Here is an 18,295-nt window from a genome sequence, read left to right as displayed (position 1 = left end):
CCAAAATCATCGCAAAACGTCGGTAAAAATCGTGAAAAAGCTCATCCAAGTGCCGTTTTAAACTGCCGTTTCCTCTTCTGCTTCCAGGCCCTGAGCAGCAGATAACCCAGCGGCCGCGTCAGATTTTTCCCCATACCTGTGCCTTTTCTCCCAGAGGCGAGCGTCGGCTGACGTGGGAAAATTCTTCGTCATTCTTCGAGGCTGTTACATGAACGACAAAACGCACGGTGAGGATCACGCCCACGAAACGGCTGACGAGGCGCTTCGCCATATCGTCGAGGGCTTCCGCCAGTTCCGCCATGAGGTCTTCCCGCAGCAGGAAGAACTGTTCAAGAAGCTGGCCCACGCGCAGAACCCGCGCGCCATGTTCATCACCTGCGCCGACTCGCGCATCGTTCCCGAGCTGATCACCCAGAGCCTGCCGGGCGACCTGTTCGTCACCCGTAACGTCGGCAACGTCGTGCCGCCCTACGGCCAGATGAACGGCGGCGTTTCTACCGCCATCGAGTTCGCGGTGATGGCCCTGGGCGTGCAGCACATCATCGTTTGCGGCCACTCCGATTGCGGCGCGATGAAGGCGGTGCTGGACCCGCAGACCCTGGAAAGCATGCCGACGGTAAAGGCCTGGCTGCGCCACGCGGAAGTGGCGCGCACCGTGGTCGCCCAGACCTGCGGCTGCGCTACCCACGAGCACCTGGGCGTGCTCACCGAAGAGAACGTGGTGGCCCAGTTGGACCACCTGAAGACCCACCCGTCCGTGGCGGCGCGCCTGGCTTCCGGCCAGTTGTTCATCCATGGCTGGGTGTACGACATCGAAAGCAGTGCCATCACCGCCTATGACGCCCAGGAAGGTCGCTTCCGCGCACTCGACGGCGAAGGCCCGATCCCGATGGCCACCCCGCGTCCGCGCTATTCGCCGCGCTGACGCTGCAGCAGCCGATCAAGGCTCAGTCGCGGCCCAGCTCCAGCTCGACACCCAGCTGCCGCGACAGGCACGGCCACTGCTGCCAGGCCATCACCACCTGCGGGTCGTTGAGGCGGTCACGGTAGCTGACAGCGGACTCGGCGCTGAAAGTGCTGTCGTCGAGCATGCCATCGACTGCATGGTGCACCGCCTCATCCAGCTGGTTGGCGAAGGGTTCGCCGATCAACTGGTGTGCCACCAGGTTGGCCACCGTGGTGTCCAGCGGGATCAGCGGCTGGTTGAAGTGAGCGATGTAGCGGTCGTTCACCTCCTCCACCAGGCGATGGGCGAGGTAGGCCTCGTCCAGCAGCGCGTCCAGGCCGTCGTGGCCATCGAGCAGATCAGGCGGGGTGAGAAAGAACTGTTCGGCAAGCTTGAGCACCGGCTTGATGTGCTCCTCGATACCGGCTTCGCGGGCTACCGCATGGGCGGCATCGAGGAAGTCCGGCACCTGCTCGATATAGGCGTGGACGAAACGCGTCAGCGTGCCGCTGGGGTCATCACCAGCCAGGGCGATGCTCTTGTGCAGGCTTTGCAGTTGGCTCTGGATCAGGCGGGCGAGATGGCCGTGGCGGGACTCGAGCAGGTGGGCGTTCTGGATCAGCTCACGCAGTGCAGCGGTGTTCATGACAGCTCCAAGACAACGGGTTTTGGAAATGAAGAAAGACCTTAGCCGGTGGCTGAGCGCAGCTAAGACGCGATTGTCATATTCATGAGCTGGTTATGCCGACAGGGCATATCAGACGGCCAGCATGGTACTCCAAACCCGCGCCGTCCGTGGCTTTGAGATCACACTTCGGTCTTTCAAACACAGTTTTTACTCTGCGTTGTTATGTCGCAACCCCTGGCTATACTCCGCTTCGACACACCGAAAACCTGATGGACCCGGCCTGCCCTGCGTGCTGCCGAGGTAAGACGTCAAAGTAAGTTGTCTTGGCGGTCACTCCCTTGGCCGTTGGCTTGTTCAGGCTCGAACTCTCTGGAATGGGGGTCGCAGCCAGGGCGCTATGCCGGCGGGATAAAAACAACGATAAGGGGAACCCGAATGCTGCGACATCCACGAGTCTGGATGGGCTTCCTTTTGCTCTTGGCTTTCAGTCAGGCAAACGCCGCCTGGACGGTCAATATGACCCCCGGTGCGACGGAAGTCAGTCGTAATGTCTTTGATCTGCACATGACGATCTTCTGGATCTGCGTCGTTATCGGCATCGTCGTCTTTGGCGCGATGTTCTGGTCGATGATCGTCCACCGCCGGTCCACCGGGCAGCAGCCCGCGCATTTCCACGAGAGCACCACGGTGGAAATCCTCTGGACCGTCATTCCCTTCCTGATCCTGGTGGTGATGGCCGTTCCGGCCACCAAGACGCTGATCCACATGTACGACACCTCGGAGCCCGAGCTGGACGTGCAGGTCACCGGCTACCAATGGAAGTGGCAATACAAGTACCTGGGCCAGGACGTGGAGTTCTTCTCCAACCTCGCCACACCCCAGGACCAGATCCACAACAAGGCCGACAAGGACGAGCACTACCTGCTCGAAGTGGACAACCCACTGGTGCTGCCGGCCGGGGTCAAGGTGCGCTTCCTGGTCACCTCCAGCGACGTGATCCACTCCTGGTGGGTGCCGGCCTTCGCGGTCAAGCGCGACGCCATCCCCGGTTTCGTCAACGAGGCCTGGACCAAGGTCGACCAGCCCGGCGTCTACCGCGGCCAGTGCGCCGAGCTGTGCGGCAAGGACCACGGTTTCATGCCCATCGTCGTCGAGGTGAAGTCCAAGCCCGACTTCGACAAGTGGCTGGCCGAGCGCAAGGAAGAGGCAGTCAAGCTCAAGGAGCTGACCAGCAAGGAGTGGACGAAGGAAGAGCTGGTCGCCCGCGGCGACAAGGTCTACCACACCATCTGCGCCGCCTGTCACCAGCCCGAGGGTCAGGGCATGCCGCCGATGTTCCCGGCGCTCAAGGGCTCGAAGATCGTCACGGGGCCCAAGGAGCACCACCTGGAGACCGTGTTCAACGGCGTCCAGGGCACGGCCATGGCGGCCTTCGGCAAGCAGCTCTCGGAAGTCGACATCGCCGCGGTGATCACCTACGAGCGCAACGCCTGGGGCAACAACGACGGCGACATGGTGACCCCGCAGGACGTGGTCGCCTACAAGCAGAAACAACAATAAGGAGGCCGCGATGAGTACTGTGATCGATCACCCCGACCATTCTCACGCCGGCGACCACCACCACGGCCCCGCCAAGGGCCTGATGCGCTGGGTACTGACCACCAACCACAAGGACATCGGCACGCTGTACCTGTGGTTCAGCTTCTGCGCCTTCCTGCTTGGCGGCTCCTTCGCCATGGTGATTCGCGCCGAACTGTTCCAGCCGGGCCTGCAGATCGTCGAGCCGGCGTTCTTCAACCAGATGACCACCATGCACGGCCTGGTGATGGTCTTTGGTGCAGTGATGCCGGCCTTCGTCGGCCTGGCCAACTGGATGGTGCCGCTGATGATCGGCGCGCCGGACATGGCCCTGCCACGCATGAACAACTTCAGCTTCTGGCTGCTGCCGGCGGCCTTCGGCCTGCTGGTGAGCACCCTGTTCATGCCCGGCGGCGGCCCGAACTTCGGCTGGACCTTCTACGCGCCGTTGTCGACGACCTTCGCGCCGCACAGCGTGACCTTCTTCATCTTCGCCATCCACCTGATGGGCATGAGTTCGATCATGGGCGCGATCAACGTGATCGCCACCATCCTCAACCTGCGCGCGCCGGGCATGACGCTGATGAAGATGCCGCTGTTCGTCTGGACCTGGCTGATCACCGCGTTCCTGCTGATCGCGGTGATGCCGGTGCTGGCGGGCTGCGTGACGATGATGCTGATGGACATCCACTTCGGCACCAGCTTCTTCAGCGCGGCCGGCGGCGGTGACCCGGTGCTGTTCCAGCACGTGTTCTGGTTCTTCGGCCACCCCGAGGTGTACATCATGATCCTGCCGGCGTTCGGCGCCGTCAGCTCGATCATCCCGGCCTTCAGCCGCAAGCCGCTGTTCGGCTACACCTCGATGGTCTACGCCACCGCCTCGATTGCCTTCCTGTCCTTCGTCGTGTGGGCGCACCACATGTTCGTGGTGGGCATCCCGCTGGTGGGCGAGCTGTTCTTCATGTACGCGACCATGCTGATCGCCGTGCCCACCGGGGTGAAGGTGTTCAACTGGGCGTCGACCATGTGGCAGGGCTCGCTGACCTTCGAGACGCCGATGCTGTTCGCCGTGGCCTTCGTCATCCTGTTCACCATCGGCGGCTTCTCCGGGCTGATGCTGGCCATCGCCCCGGCGGACTTCCAGTACCAGGACACCTACTTCGTGGTGGCGCACTTCCACTACGTGCTGGTGCCCGGCGCGATCTTCGGCATCTTCGCCTCGGCCTACTACTGGCTGCCGAAGTGGACCGGCCACATGTACGACGAGACCCTGGGCAAGCTGCACTTCTGGATGAGCTTCATCGGCATGAACCTGGCGTTCTTCCCGATGCACTTCGTCGGCCTGGCCGGCATGCCGCGACGGATTCCGGACTACAACCTGCAGTTCGCCGACTTCAACATGGTCTCGTCCATCGGCGCCTTCATGTTCGGCACCACGCAGCTGCTGTTCCTGTTCATCGTCATCAAGTGCATCAAGGGCGGCAAGCCGGCACCGGCCAAACCGTGGGATGGCGCGGAAGGGCTGGAATGGACCATTCCCTCGCCAGCGCCGTACCACACCTTCACCACCCCGCCGGAAGTGAAGTAACGACGAGCCTGTAGGAGCGAGCTTGCTCGCGAACGCTTTTCCCTGATGCCTCGGTGTCAGGCGGTTCGCGAGCAAGGGCTAGGCGCCCCCCACGCCCCTACAAGGGAGGGATCAACGCATGAGCGACGGCAACATCGAAACGCGCAAGCTGGTGACCCGGCTGGTCATAGCCGTGGTCGCCATGTTCGCCTTCGGCTTCGCCCTGGTGCCGCTGTACGACGTGATGTGCAAGGCGCTGGGCATCAACGGCAAGACCTCCGGCACGGCCTACCAGGGCGACGGCCAGGTGGTCGATCAGTCGCGCGAGGTGAAGATCCAGTTCGTCGCCAACAACAACATCGACATGGTCTGGGAGTTCCACCCCGAGTCGGACCAGTTGGTGGTGCATCCGGGCGCGGTGAACCAGATGCTGTTCGTCGCCTACAACCCCACCGACAAGCTGATGACCGCCCAGGCGATCCCGAGCATCGCGCCGTCGGTGGCGGCCACCTACTTCCACAAGACCGAATGCTTCTGCTTCACCCAGCAGGTGCTGCAGCCAGGCGAGCGCATCGAAATGCCGGTGCGCTTCATCGTCGACCGCGACCTGCCCAAGGATGTGCGTCACCTGACGCTTGCTTACACGCTGTTCGACATCACTGCCCGCAAGCCCCCCGTGGCCAGTAACGAGCGCTGAAGGGCAAAGGAGAACAAGAACAATGGCAACCCACGATCCCTATTACGTCCCGGCGCAGAGCAAGTGGCCGATCATCGCCACCATCGGCATGCTGGTGACGATGTTTGGCGTCGGCACCTGGATGAACGACATGAGCGCCGGCAAGGAACACTCCCACGGCCCGTGGATCTTCTTCGCCGGCGGGCTGATCCTCGCGTACATGCTGTTCGGCTGGTTCGGCAACGTCATCAAGGAAAGCCGCGGCGGGCTCTACAGCCCGCAGATGGACCGCTCCTTCCGCTGGGGCATGAGCTGGTTCATCTTCTCGGAAGTGATGTTCTTCGCCGCCTTCTTCGGCGCGCTGTTCTACGTGCGCCACTTCGTCAACCCGTGGCTGGGCGGCGAAGGTCACCACGGCATCTCGCACATGCTCTGGCCGCAGTTCGAAACCGGCTGGCCGCAGCTCAGCAACCCGGACAACAAGCTCTTCCCGCCGCCCAAGGAAGTGATCGATCCGTGGAAGCTGCCGCTGATCAACACCCTGCTGCTGGTTACCTCCAGCTTCACCGTGACCTTTGCCCACCACGCGCTGAAGAAGAACCATCGCGGCCCGCTGAAGCTGTGGCTGGCTCTGACCGTCGCGCTGGGCGCCTGCTTCATCGTGCTGCAGGCGTATGAGTACCACGAAGCCTATAGCGAACTGGGCCTGACCCTGGGCTCGGGCATCTACGGCGCGACCTTCTTCATGCTCACCGGCTTCCACGGCGCCCACGTGACCATCGGCGCGATCATGCTGAGCATCATGCTGATCCGCATCATCCGCGGGCACTTCGACGCCGACAAACACTTCGGCTTCGAGGCGGCCAGTTGGTACTGGCACTTCGTCGACGTGGTGTGGATCGGGCTGTTCATCTTCGTTTACGTGCTGTGAGGGCGCACACCCTGTAGGAGCGAGCTTGCTCGCGAACCGCCCAACACTGAGGCATCAGGAAAAAGCGTTCGCGAGCAAGAACTAGGCGTCCCCCTCGCTCCTACAAAGAGCAGTACGGAATTAGAAATGCCAGGGGGCGGAGCTGCCGAGTTGGCCGCTGAAGAAACCCCAGGCGATGAGAGCGACGGTCAGGGCGGTAAGGGTGACACGCACGGTCAGCGCGTTGACCACCCGCGAACCATGGCCCTCGTCCTTGACCAGAAAGAACAGGCCACTGAACAGACTGACGACGGTCGCCAGCAACAACAGAACGATCGCAGCTTTGAGCACTACCGGCCTCCTGTCCGCAGGGGACTGGGGTTGAGGGGGATGTCTTGCAGTATAGCCAGCACGCATCTGAGCACCGGCCCGATCCAGCACAGGAAGGCCGTACCACGCGCGCCTTCCGGCCCGGCATCGCGCCGACCCTGGTGGTCCTCGCACTGCTGCCGGTACTGATCGGTCTGGGCTTCTGGCAACTCTCCCGCGCCGCCGAAAAGCGCACTCTGCTCGCCGCCGCCGAAGTGCAGCGCCAGCAGGACCCGATCAGCATCGCCGAGCTCGAGCGCCAGCCGCCGCGCAGCTATGTTCGCGTGCGCCTGCAAGGCCAACTCGACGCCGAACACACCGCCCTGCTCGACAACCGCACCCGCAACGGCCAAGCCGGCGTCGAGGTGCTGCAACCCTTCTTCGACCGCACCGGCCACCAGTGGCTGCTGGTCAATCGCGGCTGGGTGCCCTGGCCCGACCGCCGCGTGCCGCCGAAGATCGACACGCCCAGCCACGACCTGTTGCTGGACGCCTGGACCTACGTCCCGTCAGCCTCCGGCCCGAGCGCTCCGCTCGCCGGCTGGCCGCGCCTGATCACTCAGGTGGACGCCCCGTTCCTGTGGGACCAGCTCAGTCGCGAAGGCAGCCCGCTGGAAATCCGCCTGGAGCCGGGCGACGCCGCCTTCGACACCGACTGGCCGATCGTCGCCATGCCGCCGGAGCGCCACGTCGGCTACGCCGTGCAGTGGTTCGCCCTGGCCATCGCACTCTCCGCCCTTTACCTCTACCTCGGCATCCGTCGCGCACGGGAGACCTTCGACCATGACCGCCATGACACTGACTGACCCGACAGCCCGCCGCCGCGGGCGTGTGCAATTGCTGCTGATCCTCGGCATGGTGCTGGGGCCGATGCTGCTCGCCACCGCCATGTACAAGCTGCAGTTCTGGGTGCCGGACGGCCGCAGCTACCACGGCGACCTGATCGCCACCGGCCAGACCCCGGCCGATCTCGGCGTGCAGGACGACAAGGCCAGCGACCAGTGGCAACTGCTGGTGACCGCGCCGGAAACCTGCACCAGCGATTGCCAGCAACTGGTCTACCTGGCGCGCCAGATCAACATCGGCCTGGGCCGCGAGGCCAGCCGCGCCGAACACGCGCTGGCGTTCGCCAAACCGCTGCCCGCCGAGTTCACCGGGCTGCTCGACAAGGACTACCCGCGCCTGCAACGCCTGGGCCTGACCCCGACCGAGCACACCGGCGCCCAGCCGCAGCTGTGGATCGTCGACCCCCACGGCAACCTGGTGCTGCGCTATGACGCCAAGGCCAACGGCAAGTCGATCCTCAAGGACCTGCAGCTGCTGCTGAAGCTTTCGAACATCGGTTAAGCCGGTCGAGACATCGCCAGCCCCACGACAACAACAAGATCGGGAGCGACGCATGATCCAGGCAAGACGCAAACCCGCCTTCTACCTCGCCGTGTTCGCCACGGCGCTGGCCTTCGTGGTCATCCTGCTGGGTGCCTACACCCGCCTGACCCACGCCGGCCTCGGCTGCCCGGATTGGCCCGGTTGCTACGGCTTCGTCCACGTGCCGCTGAACGAGGCGCAACTGGCCCATGCCGAAGTGCACTTCCCCGACTCGCCCGTGGAGACACAGAAGGGCTGGAACGAGATGATCCACCGCTACTTCGCCGGCAGCCTCGGCCTGCTGATCCTTGGCCTGGCGGTACACGCGCTGGTGCGTCGCGGCCGTGACGGCCAGCCCGTGCGTCTGCCGCTGCTGCTGCTCGCCGTGGTGATCGCCCAGGCGGCGTTCGGCATGTGGACGGTCACTCTCAAGCTCTGGCCGCAGGTGGTCACCGCGCACCTGCTGGGCGGTTTCACCACGCTGTCGCTGCTGTTCCTGCTCAGCCTGCGTCTGTCCGGCGCCTTCGCCCCGCTGCAGTTGCCGTCAAAGCTGCGCGCGCTGGCGGCCCTGGCGCTGCTGATGGTGATCGGGCAGATCGCCCTCGGCGGGTGGGTCAGCAGCAACTACGCGGCAGTGGCCTGCATCGACCTGCCGATGTGCCACGGGCAGTGGTGGCCGAACATGGACTTCGCCAACGGCTTCCACCTCACCCAGCACATCGGCCCGAACTACCTCGGCGGCCAGCTCGACAGCGACGCCCGCACGGCCATCCACATGACCCACCGCATGGGCGCGCTTTGCGTGACCGCGGTGATCCTGCTGCTGGCCTGGAACCTCCAGCGCCACGGCCTGATCGGCATCACTGCGCTGATGCTGCTGGGGCTTTCCCTGCAGATCGGCCTGGGCATCAGCAACGTGTTGCTGCATCTGCCGCTGCCGGTAGCGGTGGCGCACAACGGCGGCGGCGCGTTCCTGCTGCTGATGCTGGTACTGGTGAATTACCGGGTGCGCGCACCTGCAGCAAAACACGTCGAGCTGCCCGCCAGCAGCCCGATCACCCTGGACGCGATGGAGCGCCCGGTGGCTTACCCCTCGCAGGGATGACATTGCACGGTTGAGCACGATGGCCGGCGCCACGGCGCGCCGGTCCCTATCCAAGCCAAGCAGTCAGCACAAAGACGGAGAAATGCCCATGGCCAGCGTCATCAGCACTTCCAGCCAAGCCAGCTGGCGCGACCTGCTCGAACTGACCAAGCCCAAGGTCGTGCTGCTCATGCTGATCACCTCGTTGATCGGCATGCTGCTCGCCACCAAGGCCGGCGTGCCCTGGCAGGTGCTGGTCTTCGGCAACCTCGGCATCGGCCTGTGCGCCGGCGGCGCGGCGGCGGTGAATCACGTGGTGGACCGGCGCATCGACTCGATCATGGCGCGCACCCACAAGCGCCCGCTGGCCGAAGGACGCGTCTCGCCGCCCATCGCGCTGGGCTTCGCCATGCTGCTGTCGGTGGCCGGGATGGCGGTGCTGCTGGTGTTCACCAATGAGCTGACGGCCTGGCTGACGCTGGCTTCGCTGCTGGGTTACGCGGCGCTCTACACCGGTTTCCTCAAGCGCGCCACGCCGCAGAACATCGTCATCGGCGGCCTCGCCGGTGCCGCCCCACCGCTGCTGGGCTGGGTCGCGGTGACCGGGCAGATTTCCGCCGAACCGCTGCTGCTGGTGCTGATCATCTTCGCCTGGACCCCGCCGCACTTCTGGGCGCTGTGCCTGCACCGCAAGGACGAATACGCCAAGGCCGACATCCCGATGCTGCCGGTGACCCACGGCGAGCACTACACCAAGCTGCACATCCTGCTCTACACCCTGGTGCTGTTCGCCGTGACGCTGATGCCCTTCGCCATCCACATGGCTGGGCTGGTCTACCTGCTCGCCGCGCTGGCCCTGGGCGCGCGTTTCCTCGACTGGGCCTGGGCGCTCTACTGCGGCAGCCGACCCCATGCGGCGATCAAGACCTTCAAGTACTCTATCGCCTACCTGTTCCTGCTGTTCGTCGCGCTGCTGGTGGACCACTACCTGCCGCTGCACCTGAACTACTGAGGGTTCGCGCGCAAGCTCGCTCCTACAGTTGCACCCAACGGCGGTGCGCTTTTCGTAGGAGCGAGCTTGCTCGCGAACATCGCCGCTCCCCTGCCAGGCACGAGTACGCTACGAACAGCAGCCTAAAGCCCAGACGTCCCGACCCACGAGTACCCCATGACCCGAGTCAACAAGACCGTCTTCATCCTCGTCGCCATCGTCGCCGTGATCCTCGGCCTCACCGTCCAGAAGGTGCTCAACCAGCGCCACCAGCTCGATCCGACCGTGCTGCTCGACGCCGGCATCGTGATCCTGCCGCAGACCCGCAGCGTCCCCGACCTCGCCTTCACCGACCAGGACGGCCAGCCCTTCCAGACCGCCAGCCTGAAGGACAAGTGGTCCCTGCTGTTCTTCGGCTACACCTTCTGCCCGGACGTCTGCCCCACCACCCTGGCGCAACTGCGCGAGCTGCAGACCAAGCTGCCGCCGGAAGTGGCGAAGAACCTGCAGGTGGTGTTCGTCAGCGTCGACCCGCACCGCGATACCGCGCCGCGCATCAAGGAATACCTTGGCTTCTTCAATGCCGGCTTCAAGGGCATCACCGGCTCGGAAGAGAACGTGCAGAAGCTGGCCAACGCCATGAGCATCCCCTATATACCGGCGGACACCAGCAAGCCCAACTACACCGTCGACCACAGCGGCAACCTGGTCATCATCGGCCCGGACAACACCCAGCACGGCTTCATCCGCGCCCCACTGCACAACGACAAGCTGGTCGCCCAGTTGCCCGCCGTGGTCAGCGCGAACAACTGACCCGCGACACCGTGTCTCACCCCCAGCGGCCCCCCGATAAGGGTGGCCGTTGTTTTTTCTGTGTCATTCCCGCTTTCCCCGAAGATATCCGAAGTTTCTGCTAAACCTCTTCTCAAGGTGCTGGCGCGGTGTAACACGCGGCCTTGAAGCTTTTTCGTGAAATTCCTGACCCCGTAGTCAATGTAAAAAATCTGCTACAGAAATTCAGGCATCAGGAATGACTCATACTCCATATTAGAAACATTAATTAACACCTATGCCTGAGCCTGTTGCAGGATTACCGGGCCTTTCGGTGGGCATGGGGAGCCTCTGATGGGGGGTCATTCACGGCGAGGATGGCATTTCCGTCCGGTCACAATAGGCAATTAGGCTAAACGCCAGGGCCCACGCGGCCTCGGTGGTGACCGGAAAACTACGGGTCCAAACGTGACTTGTAGTTATCGCTTGGTGCCACTCCAGAACTTCTTGATGCCCTCCAGGTTCGATTGCACAATGCCGCGGCCACCGGGTCACAGCCCGGTCAAGAACAAGCTCCTAAAACAAAAAACAGACCGTTGCCAGTTCAAAACCCGGGTCGCCGACGTAGTAGCCCGGACAATCCCAGGATCACGCAGGAGATTTGCAAGTGCAGATCGGTGTACCCCTCGAGACCCAAGCCGGTGAGACGCGGGTCGCAGCAACGCCGGAGACGGTCAAGAAACTGATCGGGCAGGGCCATCAGGTCGTCATCCAGAGCGGTGCGGGCGTCAGCGCCAGCCAGCCGGATGCCGCCTACGAAGCCGTTGGCGCGAAGATCGGCACTGCCGCCGATGCCTACGGTTCGGAGCTTGTGCTGAAGGTTGTCGCGCCCAGCGAAAGCGAGCTGATGCAGATGAAGCCGGGTACCGTGCTGATCGGCATGCTCAACCCGTTCAACAACGAGAACATCGCCCGCATGGCCGAACGCGGCGTCACCGCCTTCGCCCTCGAGGCCGCGCCGCGTACTTCCCGCGCGCAGAGCCTGGACGTGCTCTCTTCCCAGGCCAACATCGCCGGCTACAAGGCCGTGTTGCTCGCTGCCCACCACTACCCGCGCTTCATGCCCATGCTGATGACCGCCGCCGGCACCGTTAAGGCCGCCCGCGTGTTGATCCTCGGCGCTGGCGTTGCCGGCCTGCAGGCCATCGCCACGGCCAAGCGACTGGGTGCGGTGATCGAGGCGTCGGACGTACGCCCGGCAGTGAAAGAGCAGATCGAGTCCCTGGGCGCCAAGTTCGTCGACGTGCCCTACGAGACCGATGAAGAGCGCGAGTGCGCCGAAGGCGTTGGCGGTTACGCCCGCCCGATGCCGGCCTCGTGGATGGAGCGCCAGGCCAAGGCCGTGCACGAGCGCGCCAAGCAGTCGGACATCGTCATCACCACCGCGCTGATTCCGGGCCGCAAGGCGCCGACCCTGCTGCATGAAGCGACTGTCGCCGAAATGAAGCCGGGCTCGGTAGTCATCGACCTCGCTGCATCGCAAGGCGGCAACTGCCCGCTGACCGAGGCTGACCAGGTCGTGGTCAAGCACGGCGTCACCATTGTCGGCCTGAGCAACCTGGCTGCGCTGGTACCGGCGGACGCCTCCGCACTCTACGCACGCAACCTGCTCGACTTCCTCAAGCTCACCCTGACCGCCGAAGGCTTCACGGTGAACCTGGAAGACGACATCGTCGCCGCGTGCCTGATGTGCCGTGATGGCCAGATCGTGCGCAAGAACGGCTGAAGCCCTTCTTATATAAGAACGCGCCGGACCCGAGGTCCGGCCCTGAAGACCGGTGAGAAACTATGGAAGACATGCTGATCTCCCACGGCATCTACAACCTGATCATCTTCGTACTGGCGATCTACGTCGGCTACCACGTGGTCTGGAACGTCACCCCTGCCCTGCACACCCCGCTGATGGCAGTAACCAACGCCATCTCGGCGATCGTGATCGTCGGCGCCATGCTGGCCGCCGCCCTGACCGTCACCCCGCTTGGCAAGGCCATGGGCACCCTGGCCGTGGCCCTGGCTGCCGTGAATGTGTTCGGTGGCTTCCTGGTCACCCGCCGCATGCTGGAAATGTTCAAGAAGAAAGCGCCGAAGGCGGAGAAGCACTGACATGAGCATGAACCTCGTCACCCTCCTCTACCTCATCGCCTCGATCTGCTTCATCCAGGCCCTCAAAGGCCTGTCGCACCCGACCACCTCGCGCCGCGGCAACCTGTTCGGCATGATCGGCATGGCCATCGCCGCGCTGACTACCGTGGCCCTGGTGTTCAAGATCAGCAGCGAGATCGCCACCACTGGCATCGTCTACGTGATCGTCGGCCTGCTGGTTGGCGGCACCGCCGGCTCCATCATGGCCAAGCGCGTCGAGATGACCAAGATGCCGGAACTGGTCGCCTTCATGCACAGCATGATCGGCCTGGCCGCCGTGTTCATCGCCATCGCTGCCGTGGTCGAGCCGCAGTCGCTGGGCATCGTGCAGAACCTGGGCGACACCATTCCGACCGGTAACCGCCTGGAACTGTTCCTCGGCGCGGCCATCGGTGCCATCACCTTCTCCGGCTCGGTGATCGCCTTCGGCAAGCTGTCGGGCAAGTACAAGTTCCGCCTGTTCCAGGGCGCCCCGGTGCAGTTCACCGGCCAGCACATGCTCAACCTGGTGCTGGGCCTGACCACGCTGGGCCTGGGCCTGCTGTTCATGTTCACCGGTAACCTGACCGCCTTCGTGGTGATGCTGGCCCTGGCCTTCATCCTCGGCGTGCTGATCATCATCCCGATCGGCGGCGCGGACATGCCGGTCGTCGTGTCGATGCTGAACTCCTACTCCGGCTGGGCCGCGGCAGGTATCGGCTTCTCGCTGAACAACTCGATGCTGATCATCGCCGGCTCGCTGGTGGGCTCCTCGGGCGCGATCCTCTCCTACATCATGTGCAAGGCGATGAACCGCTCGTTCTTCAACGTCATCCTCGGTGGCTTCGGCGCCGAAGCGGACGCTGGCGGCCCGGCGGGTGCGAAAGAAGCCCGCCCGGTGAAATCCGGTTCGGCCGACGACGCTTCCTTCCTGCTGACCAACGCCGACAGCGTGATCATCGTTCCCGGCTACGGCCTGGCGGTGGCCCGTGCCCAGCACGCGCTGATGGAGCTGGCGGAGAAGCTGACCCATCGCGGCGTCAACGTGAAGTTCGCCATCCACCCGGTTGCCGGCCGTATGCCGGGCCACATGAACGTCCTGCTGGCCGAGGCCGAAGTGCCTTACGAGCAGGTGTTCGAGATGGAAGACATCAACTCCGAGTTCGGCCAGACCGACGTGGTGCTGGTACTGGGCGCCAACGACGTGGTGAACCCGGCCGCGAAGAACGATCCGAAGTCGCCGATCGCCGGCATGCCGATCCTCGAGGCCTACAAAGCCAAGACCGTGATCGTCAACAAGCGCTCGATGGCCAGCGGCTACGCCGGCCTGGACAACGAACTGTTCTACCTGGACAAGACCATGATGGTCTTCGGCGACGCCAAGAAAGTCATCGAAGACATGGTCAAGGCCGTCGAATAAGACGACCGTCGATCCACAAGACACCGGCCTCGCGCCGGTGTCTTGCTTTCCGGCAATGGCAAAAGCGCTGGACATTGGTAGTAAGAAGACCTCGGCCGGGCGTTTTTTCGACCTTGGTATAAGAGCCAAAAATCGCCGAGTCCCTAGACTGGCGGCCTTGCACTTCCTACTGCCCGAGGTTTTCCCATGTTCCGTGATCGCGTGCGTATGTCCTCCCTGTTGGACAAGGTGATGACTGCCGACCAGGCCGCGGCCCTTATCAAGGACGGCATGACCGTCGGCATGAGCGGTTTCACCCGCGCCGGCGAAGCCAAAGCCGTACCCAAGGCCCTCGCCGAGCGCGCCAAGCAGGAGCCGCTGCGCATCAGCCTGATGACTGGCGCCAGCCTGGGCAACGACCTCGACAAGCAGCTCACCGAGGCCGGCGTGCTGGCCCGTCGCATGCCCTTCCAGGTCGACAGCACCCTGCGCAAGGCGATCAACGCCGGCGAGGTGATGTTCATCGACCAGCACCTCTCCGAGACCGTCGAGCAGCTGCGCAACCACCAGCTCAAGCTGCCGGACATCGCTGTCATCGAAGCCGTCGCCATCACCGAGGAAGGCCACATCGTGCCAACCACTTCGGTGGGCAACTCGGCCAGCTTCGCGATCTTCGCCAAGCAGGTGATCGTCGAGATCAACGTCGCGCACAACGCTAACCTGGAAGGCCTGCACGACATCTACATCCCGACCTACCGTCCGACCCGCACACCGATCCCGCTCACTCGCGTGGACGACCGCATCGGCAGCACCGCCATCCCGATTCCGGCGGAAAAGATCGTCGCCATCGTCGTAAACGACCAGGCGGACTCGCCGTCCACCGTGCTGCCACCGGACGACGAGACCCAGGGCATCGCCAACCACCTGATCGACTTCTTCAAGCGTGAAGTGGACGCCGGGCGCATGAGCAACAGCCTCGGCCCGCTGCAGGCCGGCATCGGCAGCATCGCCAACGCGGTCATGTGTGGCCTGATCGACTCGCCCTTCGAGAACCTGACCATGTACTCCGAGGTACTGCAGGACTCGACCTTCGACCTGATCGACGCCGGCAAGCTGCGCTTCGCCTCGGGCAGCTCCATCACCCTGTCGAGCCGCCGCAACGCCGACGTATTCGGCAACCTGGAGCGCTACAAGGACAAGCTGGTGCTGCGTCCGCAGGAGATCTCCAACCACCCCGAAGTGGTCCGTCGCTTAGGCATCATCGGCATCAACACCGCGCTGGAGTTCGACATCTACGGCAACGTGAACTCCACCCACGTGGGCGGCACCAGGATGATGAACGGCATCGGCGGCTCGGGTGACTTCGCCCGCAACGCACACCTCGCCATCTTCGTCACCAAGTCCATCGCCAAGGGCGGCAACATCTCCAGCGTGGTGCCGATGGTCAGCCACGTCGACCACACCGAGCACGACGTGGACATCCTCGTCACCGAAGTCGGCCTGGCCGACCTGCGTGGCCTGGCGCCGCGCGAGCGCGCGCGGGTGATCATCGACAACTGTGTGCACCCGTCCTACCGCGACGCCCTGAACCGTTACTTCGATGCCGCCTGCGAGCGCGGCGGCCATACCCCGCACATCCTGCGCGAGGCCCTGGAGTGGCATATCAATCTGGAAGAACACGGCCACATGCTGGCGGCGAGCTGATTCCAGACGCTTGGCGGGTCATTCAGCAATGAATGGCCCGCAAGGGTTTACAGCCGAAAAAAAACCACGTAAAAACACTCTTGAACAGATTTTTATCCCGCTCCAACTGTTCAGCTCCCCCCGCCGCCAACCAGGCCGGCACCCTCGAAAAGCCTCAGACGCCCACCAATTGCGCACCAGAATGGAGCGCAACGGTACAGTTCGCCCCGAAAAAGACCATTACAGTTCAAACTTACAATCGGCTGACCAGCCGCAATACAGTGCAACTGTACCTGTCATCCCTGACCAAAAAGTCAGATCATATGCTCAATCCATTCAGCAACTGACTACTCGCCACAAGCGAGAAGGATGATCACCATGGAACGTACCCTCGGTTCCGCAGCTCTGAGCACTACCCGTAGCACCTCCAGCGCCCACCGCGGCCTCGTCAGCACCGTTCGCCTGTGGCAGCGCCGCATGGAAAGCCGCCGTCAGCTGGCCCGCCTGGACTCCCGCCTGCTGGCCGACGCCGGTATCAGCGAAGCCCAGCGTTACGCCGAACTGAACAAGCCGTTCTGGCGTTAAGAAGTCCTCTCGGCATAACAGCCGAAGGCAGTTGGCAAATCAGAAAAACTGTATTGCCAGGAAAGCAAAAAGGCCGCTCTCAGCGGCCTTTTGCTTTTGCAGAAAAAATATTATTGGGTGCGCCCGTAGATATCCTCGAAACGCACGATATCGTCCTCGCCCAGGTACTCTCCGCTTTGTACCTCGATCATTACCAGATCGATCACCCCCGGGTTCTCCAGGCGGTGCCGATGGCCGGCGGGGATGTAGGTGGACTCGTTGCTGTTCACCAGGCGCACCGACTCGCCATTGGTGACCTTGGCCATCCCGCACACCACGACCCAGTGCTCACTGCGGTGATGATGCATCTGCAGCGACAGCGAGGCCCCTGGCTTGACCACGATCCGCTTGATCTTGAAGCGCGCCCCCTCTTCCAGGACCGTATAAGTACCCCAAGGCCGGGCGACGGTACGGTGCAATCTATAGGCCTCGTGCTCGCTGTCCTTTAATTGCTTCACCACTTTGCGTACGTCCTGCGCACGGTCGGCATGAGCAACCAGGATGGCGTCGGCGGTATCGATGACAATCAGGTCGGAGACACCGACAGTCGCGACCAAGCGCCCCTCGCTTTGTACGTAGGTTCCCTGAGTATCGACGAAGATGGCATGGCCAGCCGCCCGGTTATTCTGACTATCCGGCGCAACCAGTGAACTCAGTGCGGTCCATGACCCAATATCGCTCCAGTCGAAGTGTGCGGGGATCACAGCGACCCGCTTGGAGTGCTCCATCAGGGCATAGTCGATGGAAATGTCAGGCAGTGCGCCGAAGTATTCCCCGCTCAGTTCCTGCTGGAGTATGGCGCCAGCTTCGCTGACCGGGCTCGCCTCGAAGCAGGCAACCGCCCCTGCCAGAAGCTCCGGAGCGTGCTGCTCCAACTCGCCAAGCAGCGTTCCCACCGAGAAGCAGAACATGCCGGAGTTCCACAGGAAGTTCCCGCTCTGCAGGAAGTGCGTGGCGGTTTCCAGATCGGGTTTCTCCACGAAGCGCCTGACCAGCGCACCACCACAGTCATCCAACTCGTCGCCAGCCTCGATGTAGCCAAACCCGGTTTCGGGAGTCGTGGGAACCACGCCGAAAGTCACCAGATGACCTGTTTCCGCCAGGGATACTGCGTGCTTGACTGCTCGCTCGAATGCATCCAGATCACGGATCAAATGATCTGCCGGCATTACCACCATCACCGTCTCATCACCGTGACGGGCACGCAGGGCAAGCGCTGCCAGCGCGATCGCCGGCGCCGTATTGCGCCCCGAAGGCTCCAGGATGAAATGCCCGCGCTGTGTCAGTCGCGCCGACTGGTAATGGTCCTTACTCTGGAAGTAGTAATCACGGTTGGTAACCGTGACGATCTCTCCGGCATTGCCCAGCAGGCTAGCCGCTCGGCCATAAGTCTTGTGCAACAACGACTGTCCGTCGGGAAGGGTCATGAAAGGCTTTGGCTGCCCTTCGCGGGAAACCGGCCAAAGTCGGGTTCCGGCTCCGCCCGAAAGAATAACGGGGATCAGCATGTTCAACTCCTT

At 63.3% G+C, this 18,295-nt stretch carries 18 protein-coding genes; 15 read left to right on the top strand and 3 right to left on the bottom strand.

The features are described 5' to 3' along the window. Positions 1–208: 208 nt before the first annotated feature. Positions 209–925 (top strand): carbonic anhydrase, encoded by a 717-nt coding sequence (locus tag CTR55_RS14885; RefSeq protein WP_296287301.1) that lies wholly within the window; start codon positions 209–211, stop codon positions 923–925. Positions 926–947: 22 nt separating this feature from the next. Here CTR55_RS14885 and CTR55_RS14880 read toward each other — a convergent pair whose 3' ends face one another. Further along, positions 948–1,592: a hypothetical protein gene (locus tag CTR55_RS14880; RefSeq protein ID WP_296287300.1), complete on the bottom strand. Its 645-nt coding sequence runs from the start codon at positions 1,590–1,592 to the stop codon at positions 948–950. 417 nt (positions 1,593–2,009) lie between these two features. Here CTR55_RS14880 and coxB point away from each other — a divergent pair, with 417 nt between their 5' ends. From coxB to CTR55_RS14860, 4 genes are all read left to right on the top strand, one after another. Then, the gene (gene coxB, locus CTR55_RS14875) at positions 2,010–3,134 is read left to right on the top strand and encodes a cytochrome c oxidase subunit II (RefSeq protein WP_296287298.1); all 1,125 of its coding nucleotides are present in this window, start codon (positions 2,010–2,012) and stop codon (positions 3,132–3,134) included. 10 nt (positions 3,135–3,144) lie between these two features. Continuing rightward, complete coding sequence (ctaD, locus tag CTR55_RS14870; RefSeq protein WP_017517728.1) at positions 3,145–4,740, top strand: cytochrome c oxidase subunit I; 1,596 nt, start codon at positions 3,145–3,147, stop codon at positions 4,738–4,740. Between the two features lie 118 nt (positions 4,741–4,858). After that, positions 4,859–5,416, top strand: coding sequence for a cytochrome c oxidase assembly protein (locus CTR55_RS14865; RefSeq protein ID WP_296287297.1), 558 nt, complete (start codon positions 4,859–4,861; stop codon positions 5,414–5,416). Between the two features lie 22 nt (positions 5,417–5,438). Then, entirely contained in the window at positions 5,439–6,326 is an 888-nt protein-coding gene (locus CTR55_RS14860; RefSeq protein WP_296287295.1) for a cytochrome c oxidase subunit 3, read from the top strand. A 120-nt stretch (positions 6,327–6,446) separates the two neighbouring features. On the opposite strand, the gene CTR55_RS14855 is transcribed toward CTR55_RS14860, so the two are convergent. Continuing rightward, entirely contained in the window at positions 6,447–6,656 is a 210-nt protein-coding gene (locus tag CTR55_RS14855) for a twin transmembrane helix small protein (protein ID WP_015474903.1), read from the bottom strand. 125 nt (positions 6,657–6,781) lie between these two features. Between CTR55_RS14855 and CTR55_RS14850 the strand changes: the two genes are divergently transcribed. From CTR55_RS14850 to CTR55_RS14805, 10 genes are all read left to right on the top strand, one after another. Next, positions 6,782–7,480 (top strand): SURF1 family protein, encoded by a 699-nt coding sequence (locus CTR55_RS14850; RefSeq protein WP_296287986.1) that lies wholly within the window; start codon positions 6,782–6,784, stop codon positions 7,478–7,480. Further along, positions 7,458–8,021 (top strand): hypothetical protein, encoded by a 564-nt coding sequence (locus CTR55_RS14845; protein WP_296287294.1) that lies wholly within the window; start codon positions 7,458–7,460, stop codon positions 8,019–8,021. Before CTR55_RS14850 ends, CTR55_RS14845 begins: the two co-directional genes overlap by 23 nt. Positions 8,022–8,073: 52 nt before the next feature. Then, positions 8,074–9,147, top strand: coding sequence for a COX15/CtaA family protein (locus CTR55_RS14840; protein ID WP_296287293.1), 1,074 nt, complete (start codon positions 8,074–8,076; stop codon positions 9,145–9,147). A gap of 88 nt (positions 9,148–9,235) precedes the next feature. Beyond that, positions 9,236–10,138: a heme o synthase gene (gene cyoE / locus CTR55_RS14835; RefSeq protein WP_296287292.1), complete on the top strand. Its 903-nt coding sequence runs from the start codon at positions 9,236–9,238 to the stop codon at positions 10,136–10,138. Between the two features lie 156 nt (positions 10,139–10,294). Further along, positions 10,295–10,930 (top strand): SCO family protein, encoded by a 636-nt coding sequence (locus CTR55_RS14830; protein WP_296287291.1) that lies wholly within the window; start codon positions 10,295–10,297, stop codon positions 10,928–10,930. 625 nt (positions 10,931–11,555) lie between these two features. After that, the gene (locus CTR55_RS14825) at positions 11,556–12,674 is read left to right on the top strand and encodes a Re/Si-specific NAD(P)(+) transhydrogenase subunit alpha (protein ID WP_296287289.1); all 1,119 of its coding nucleotides are present in this window, start codon (positions 11,556–11,558) and stop codon (positions 12,672–12,674) included. Positions 12,675–12,736: 62 nt separating this feature from the next. Further along, positions 12,737–13,051, top strand: coding sequence for an NAD(P) transhydrogenase subunit alpha (locus CTR55_RS14820; protein ID WP_015474896.1), 315 nt, complete (start codon positions 12,737–12,739; stop codon positions 13,049–13,051). A gap of 1 nt (position 13,052) precedes the next feature. Beyond that, entirely contained in the window at positions 13,053–14,489 is a 1,437-nt protein-coding gene (locus tag CTR55_RS14815; protein WP_296287287.1) for an NAD(P)(+) transhydrogenase (Re/Si-specific) subunit beta, read from the top strand. Between the two features lie 186 nt (positions 14,490–14,675). Further along, positions 14,676–16,172 carry an acetyl-CoA hydrolase/transferase family protein gene (locus CTR55_RS14810; protein WP_296287286.1) on the top strand — a complete coding sequence of 499 codons (1,497 nt, stop codon included), beginning with the start codon at positions 14,676–14,678 and terminating at the stop codon, positions 16,170–16,172. A 357-nt stretch (positions 16,173–16,529) separates the two neighbouring features. Then, a complete protein-coding gene (locus CTR55_RS14805; protein WP_296287285.1) occupies positions 16,530–16,736 on the top strand; it encodes a DUF1127 domain-containing protein in 207 nt (68 codons plus the stop codon). 110 nt (positions 16,737–16,846) lie between these two features. Here the strand turns inward: CTR55_RS14805 and CTR55_RS14800 are convergent, their stop codons facing one another. After that, a complete protein-coding gene (locus CTR55_RS14800) occupies positions 16,847–18,283 on the bottom strand; it encodes a mannose-1-phosphate guanylyltransferase/mannose-6-phosphate isomerase (protein WP_296287284.1) in 1,437 nt (478 codons plus the stop codon). Positions 18,284–18,295: the final 12 nt, after the last annotated feature.

The organism is Pseudomonas sp., assembly GCF_002796985.1.
In the GTDB taxonomy this organism is placed as follows: Bacteria; Pseudomonadota; Gammaproteobacteria; order Pseudomonadales; family Pseudomonadaceae; genus Pseudomonas.
Note: the sequence above shows the minus strand (reverse complement) of the source record. Positions and strands in the feature narration are given on the sequence as shown.

Excerpts from the sequence above, each read along its gene's own strand:
- CTR55_RS14885 (WP_296287301.1), top strand. The coding sequence starts at position 209 with ATGAACGACAAAACGCACGGTGAGGATCACGCCCACGAAACGGCTGAC.
- CTR55_RS14880 (WP_296287300.1), bottom strand. The coding sequence starts at position 1,592 with ATGAACACCGCTGCACTGCGTGAGCTGATCCAGAACGCCCACCTGCTC.
- coxB (WP_296287298.1), top strand. The coding sequence starts at position 2,010 with ATGCTGCGACATCCACGAGTCTGGATGGGCTTCCTTTTGCTCTTGGCT.
- ctaD (WP_017517728.1), top strand. The coding sequence starts at position 3,145 with ATGAGTACTGTGATCGATCACCCCGACCATTCTCACGCCGGCGACCAC.
- CTR55_RS14865 (WP_296287297.1), top strand. The coding sequence starts at position 4,859 with ATGAGCGACGGCAACATCGAAACGCGCAAGCTGGTGACCCGGCTGGTC.
- CTR55_RS14860 (WP_296287295.1), top strand. The coding sequence starts at position 5,439 with ATGGCAACCCACGATCCCTATTACGTCCCGGCGCAGAGCAAGTGGCCG.
- CTR55_RS14845 (WP_296287294.1), top strand. The coding sequence starts at position 7,458 with ATGACCGCCATGACACTGACTGACCCGACAGCCCGCCGCCGCGGGCGT.
- CTR55_RS14840 (WP_296287293.1), top strand. The coding sequence starts at position 8,074 with ATGATCCAGGCAAGACGCAAACCCGCCTTCTACCTCGCCGTGTTCGCC.
- cyoE (WP_296287292.1), top strand. The coding sequence starts at position 9,236 with ATGGCCAGCGTCATCAGCACTTCCAGCCAAGCCAGCTGGCGCGACCTG.
- CTR55_RS14830 (WP_296287291.1), top strand. The coding sequence starts at position 10,295 with ATGACCCGAGTCAACAAGACCGTCTTCATCCTCGTCGCCATCGTCGCC.
- CTR55_RS14820 (WP_015474896.1), top strand. The coding sequence starts at position 12,737 with ATGGAAGACATGCTGATCTCCCACGGCATCTACAACCTGATCATCTTC.
- CTR55_RS14815 (WP_296287287.1), top strand. The coding sequence starts at position 13,053 with ATGAGCATGAACCTCGTCACCCTCCTCTACCTCATCGCCTCGATCTGC.
- CTR55_RS14810 (WP_296287286.1), top strand. The coding sequence starts at position 14,676 with ATGTTCCGTGATCGCGTGCGTATGTCCTCCCTGTTGGACAAGGTGATG.
- CTR55_RS14805 (WP_296287285.1), top strand. The coding sequence starts at position 16,530 with ATGGAACGTACCCTCGGTTCCGCAGCTCTGAGCACTACCCGTAGCACC.
- CTR55_RS14800 (WP_296287284.1), bottom strand. The coding sequence starts at position 18,283 with ATGCTGATCCCCGTTATTCTTTCGGGCGGAGCCGGAACCCGACTTTGG.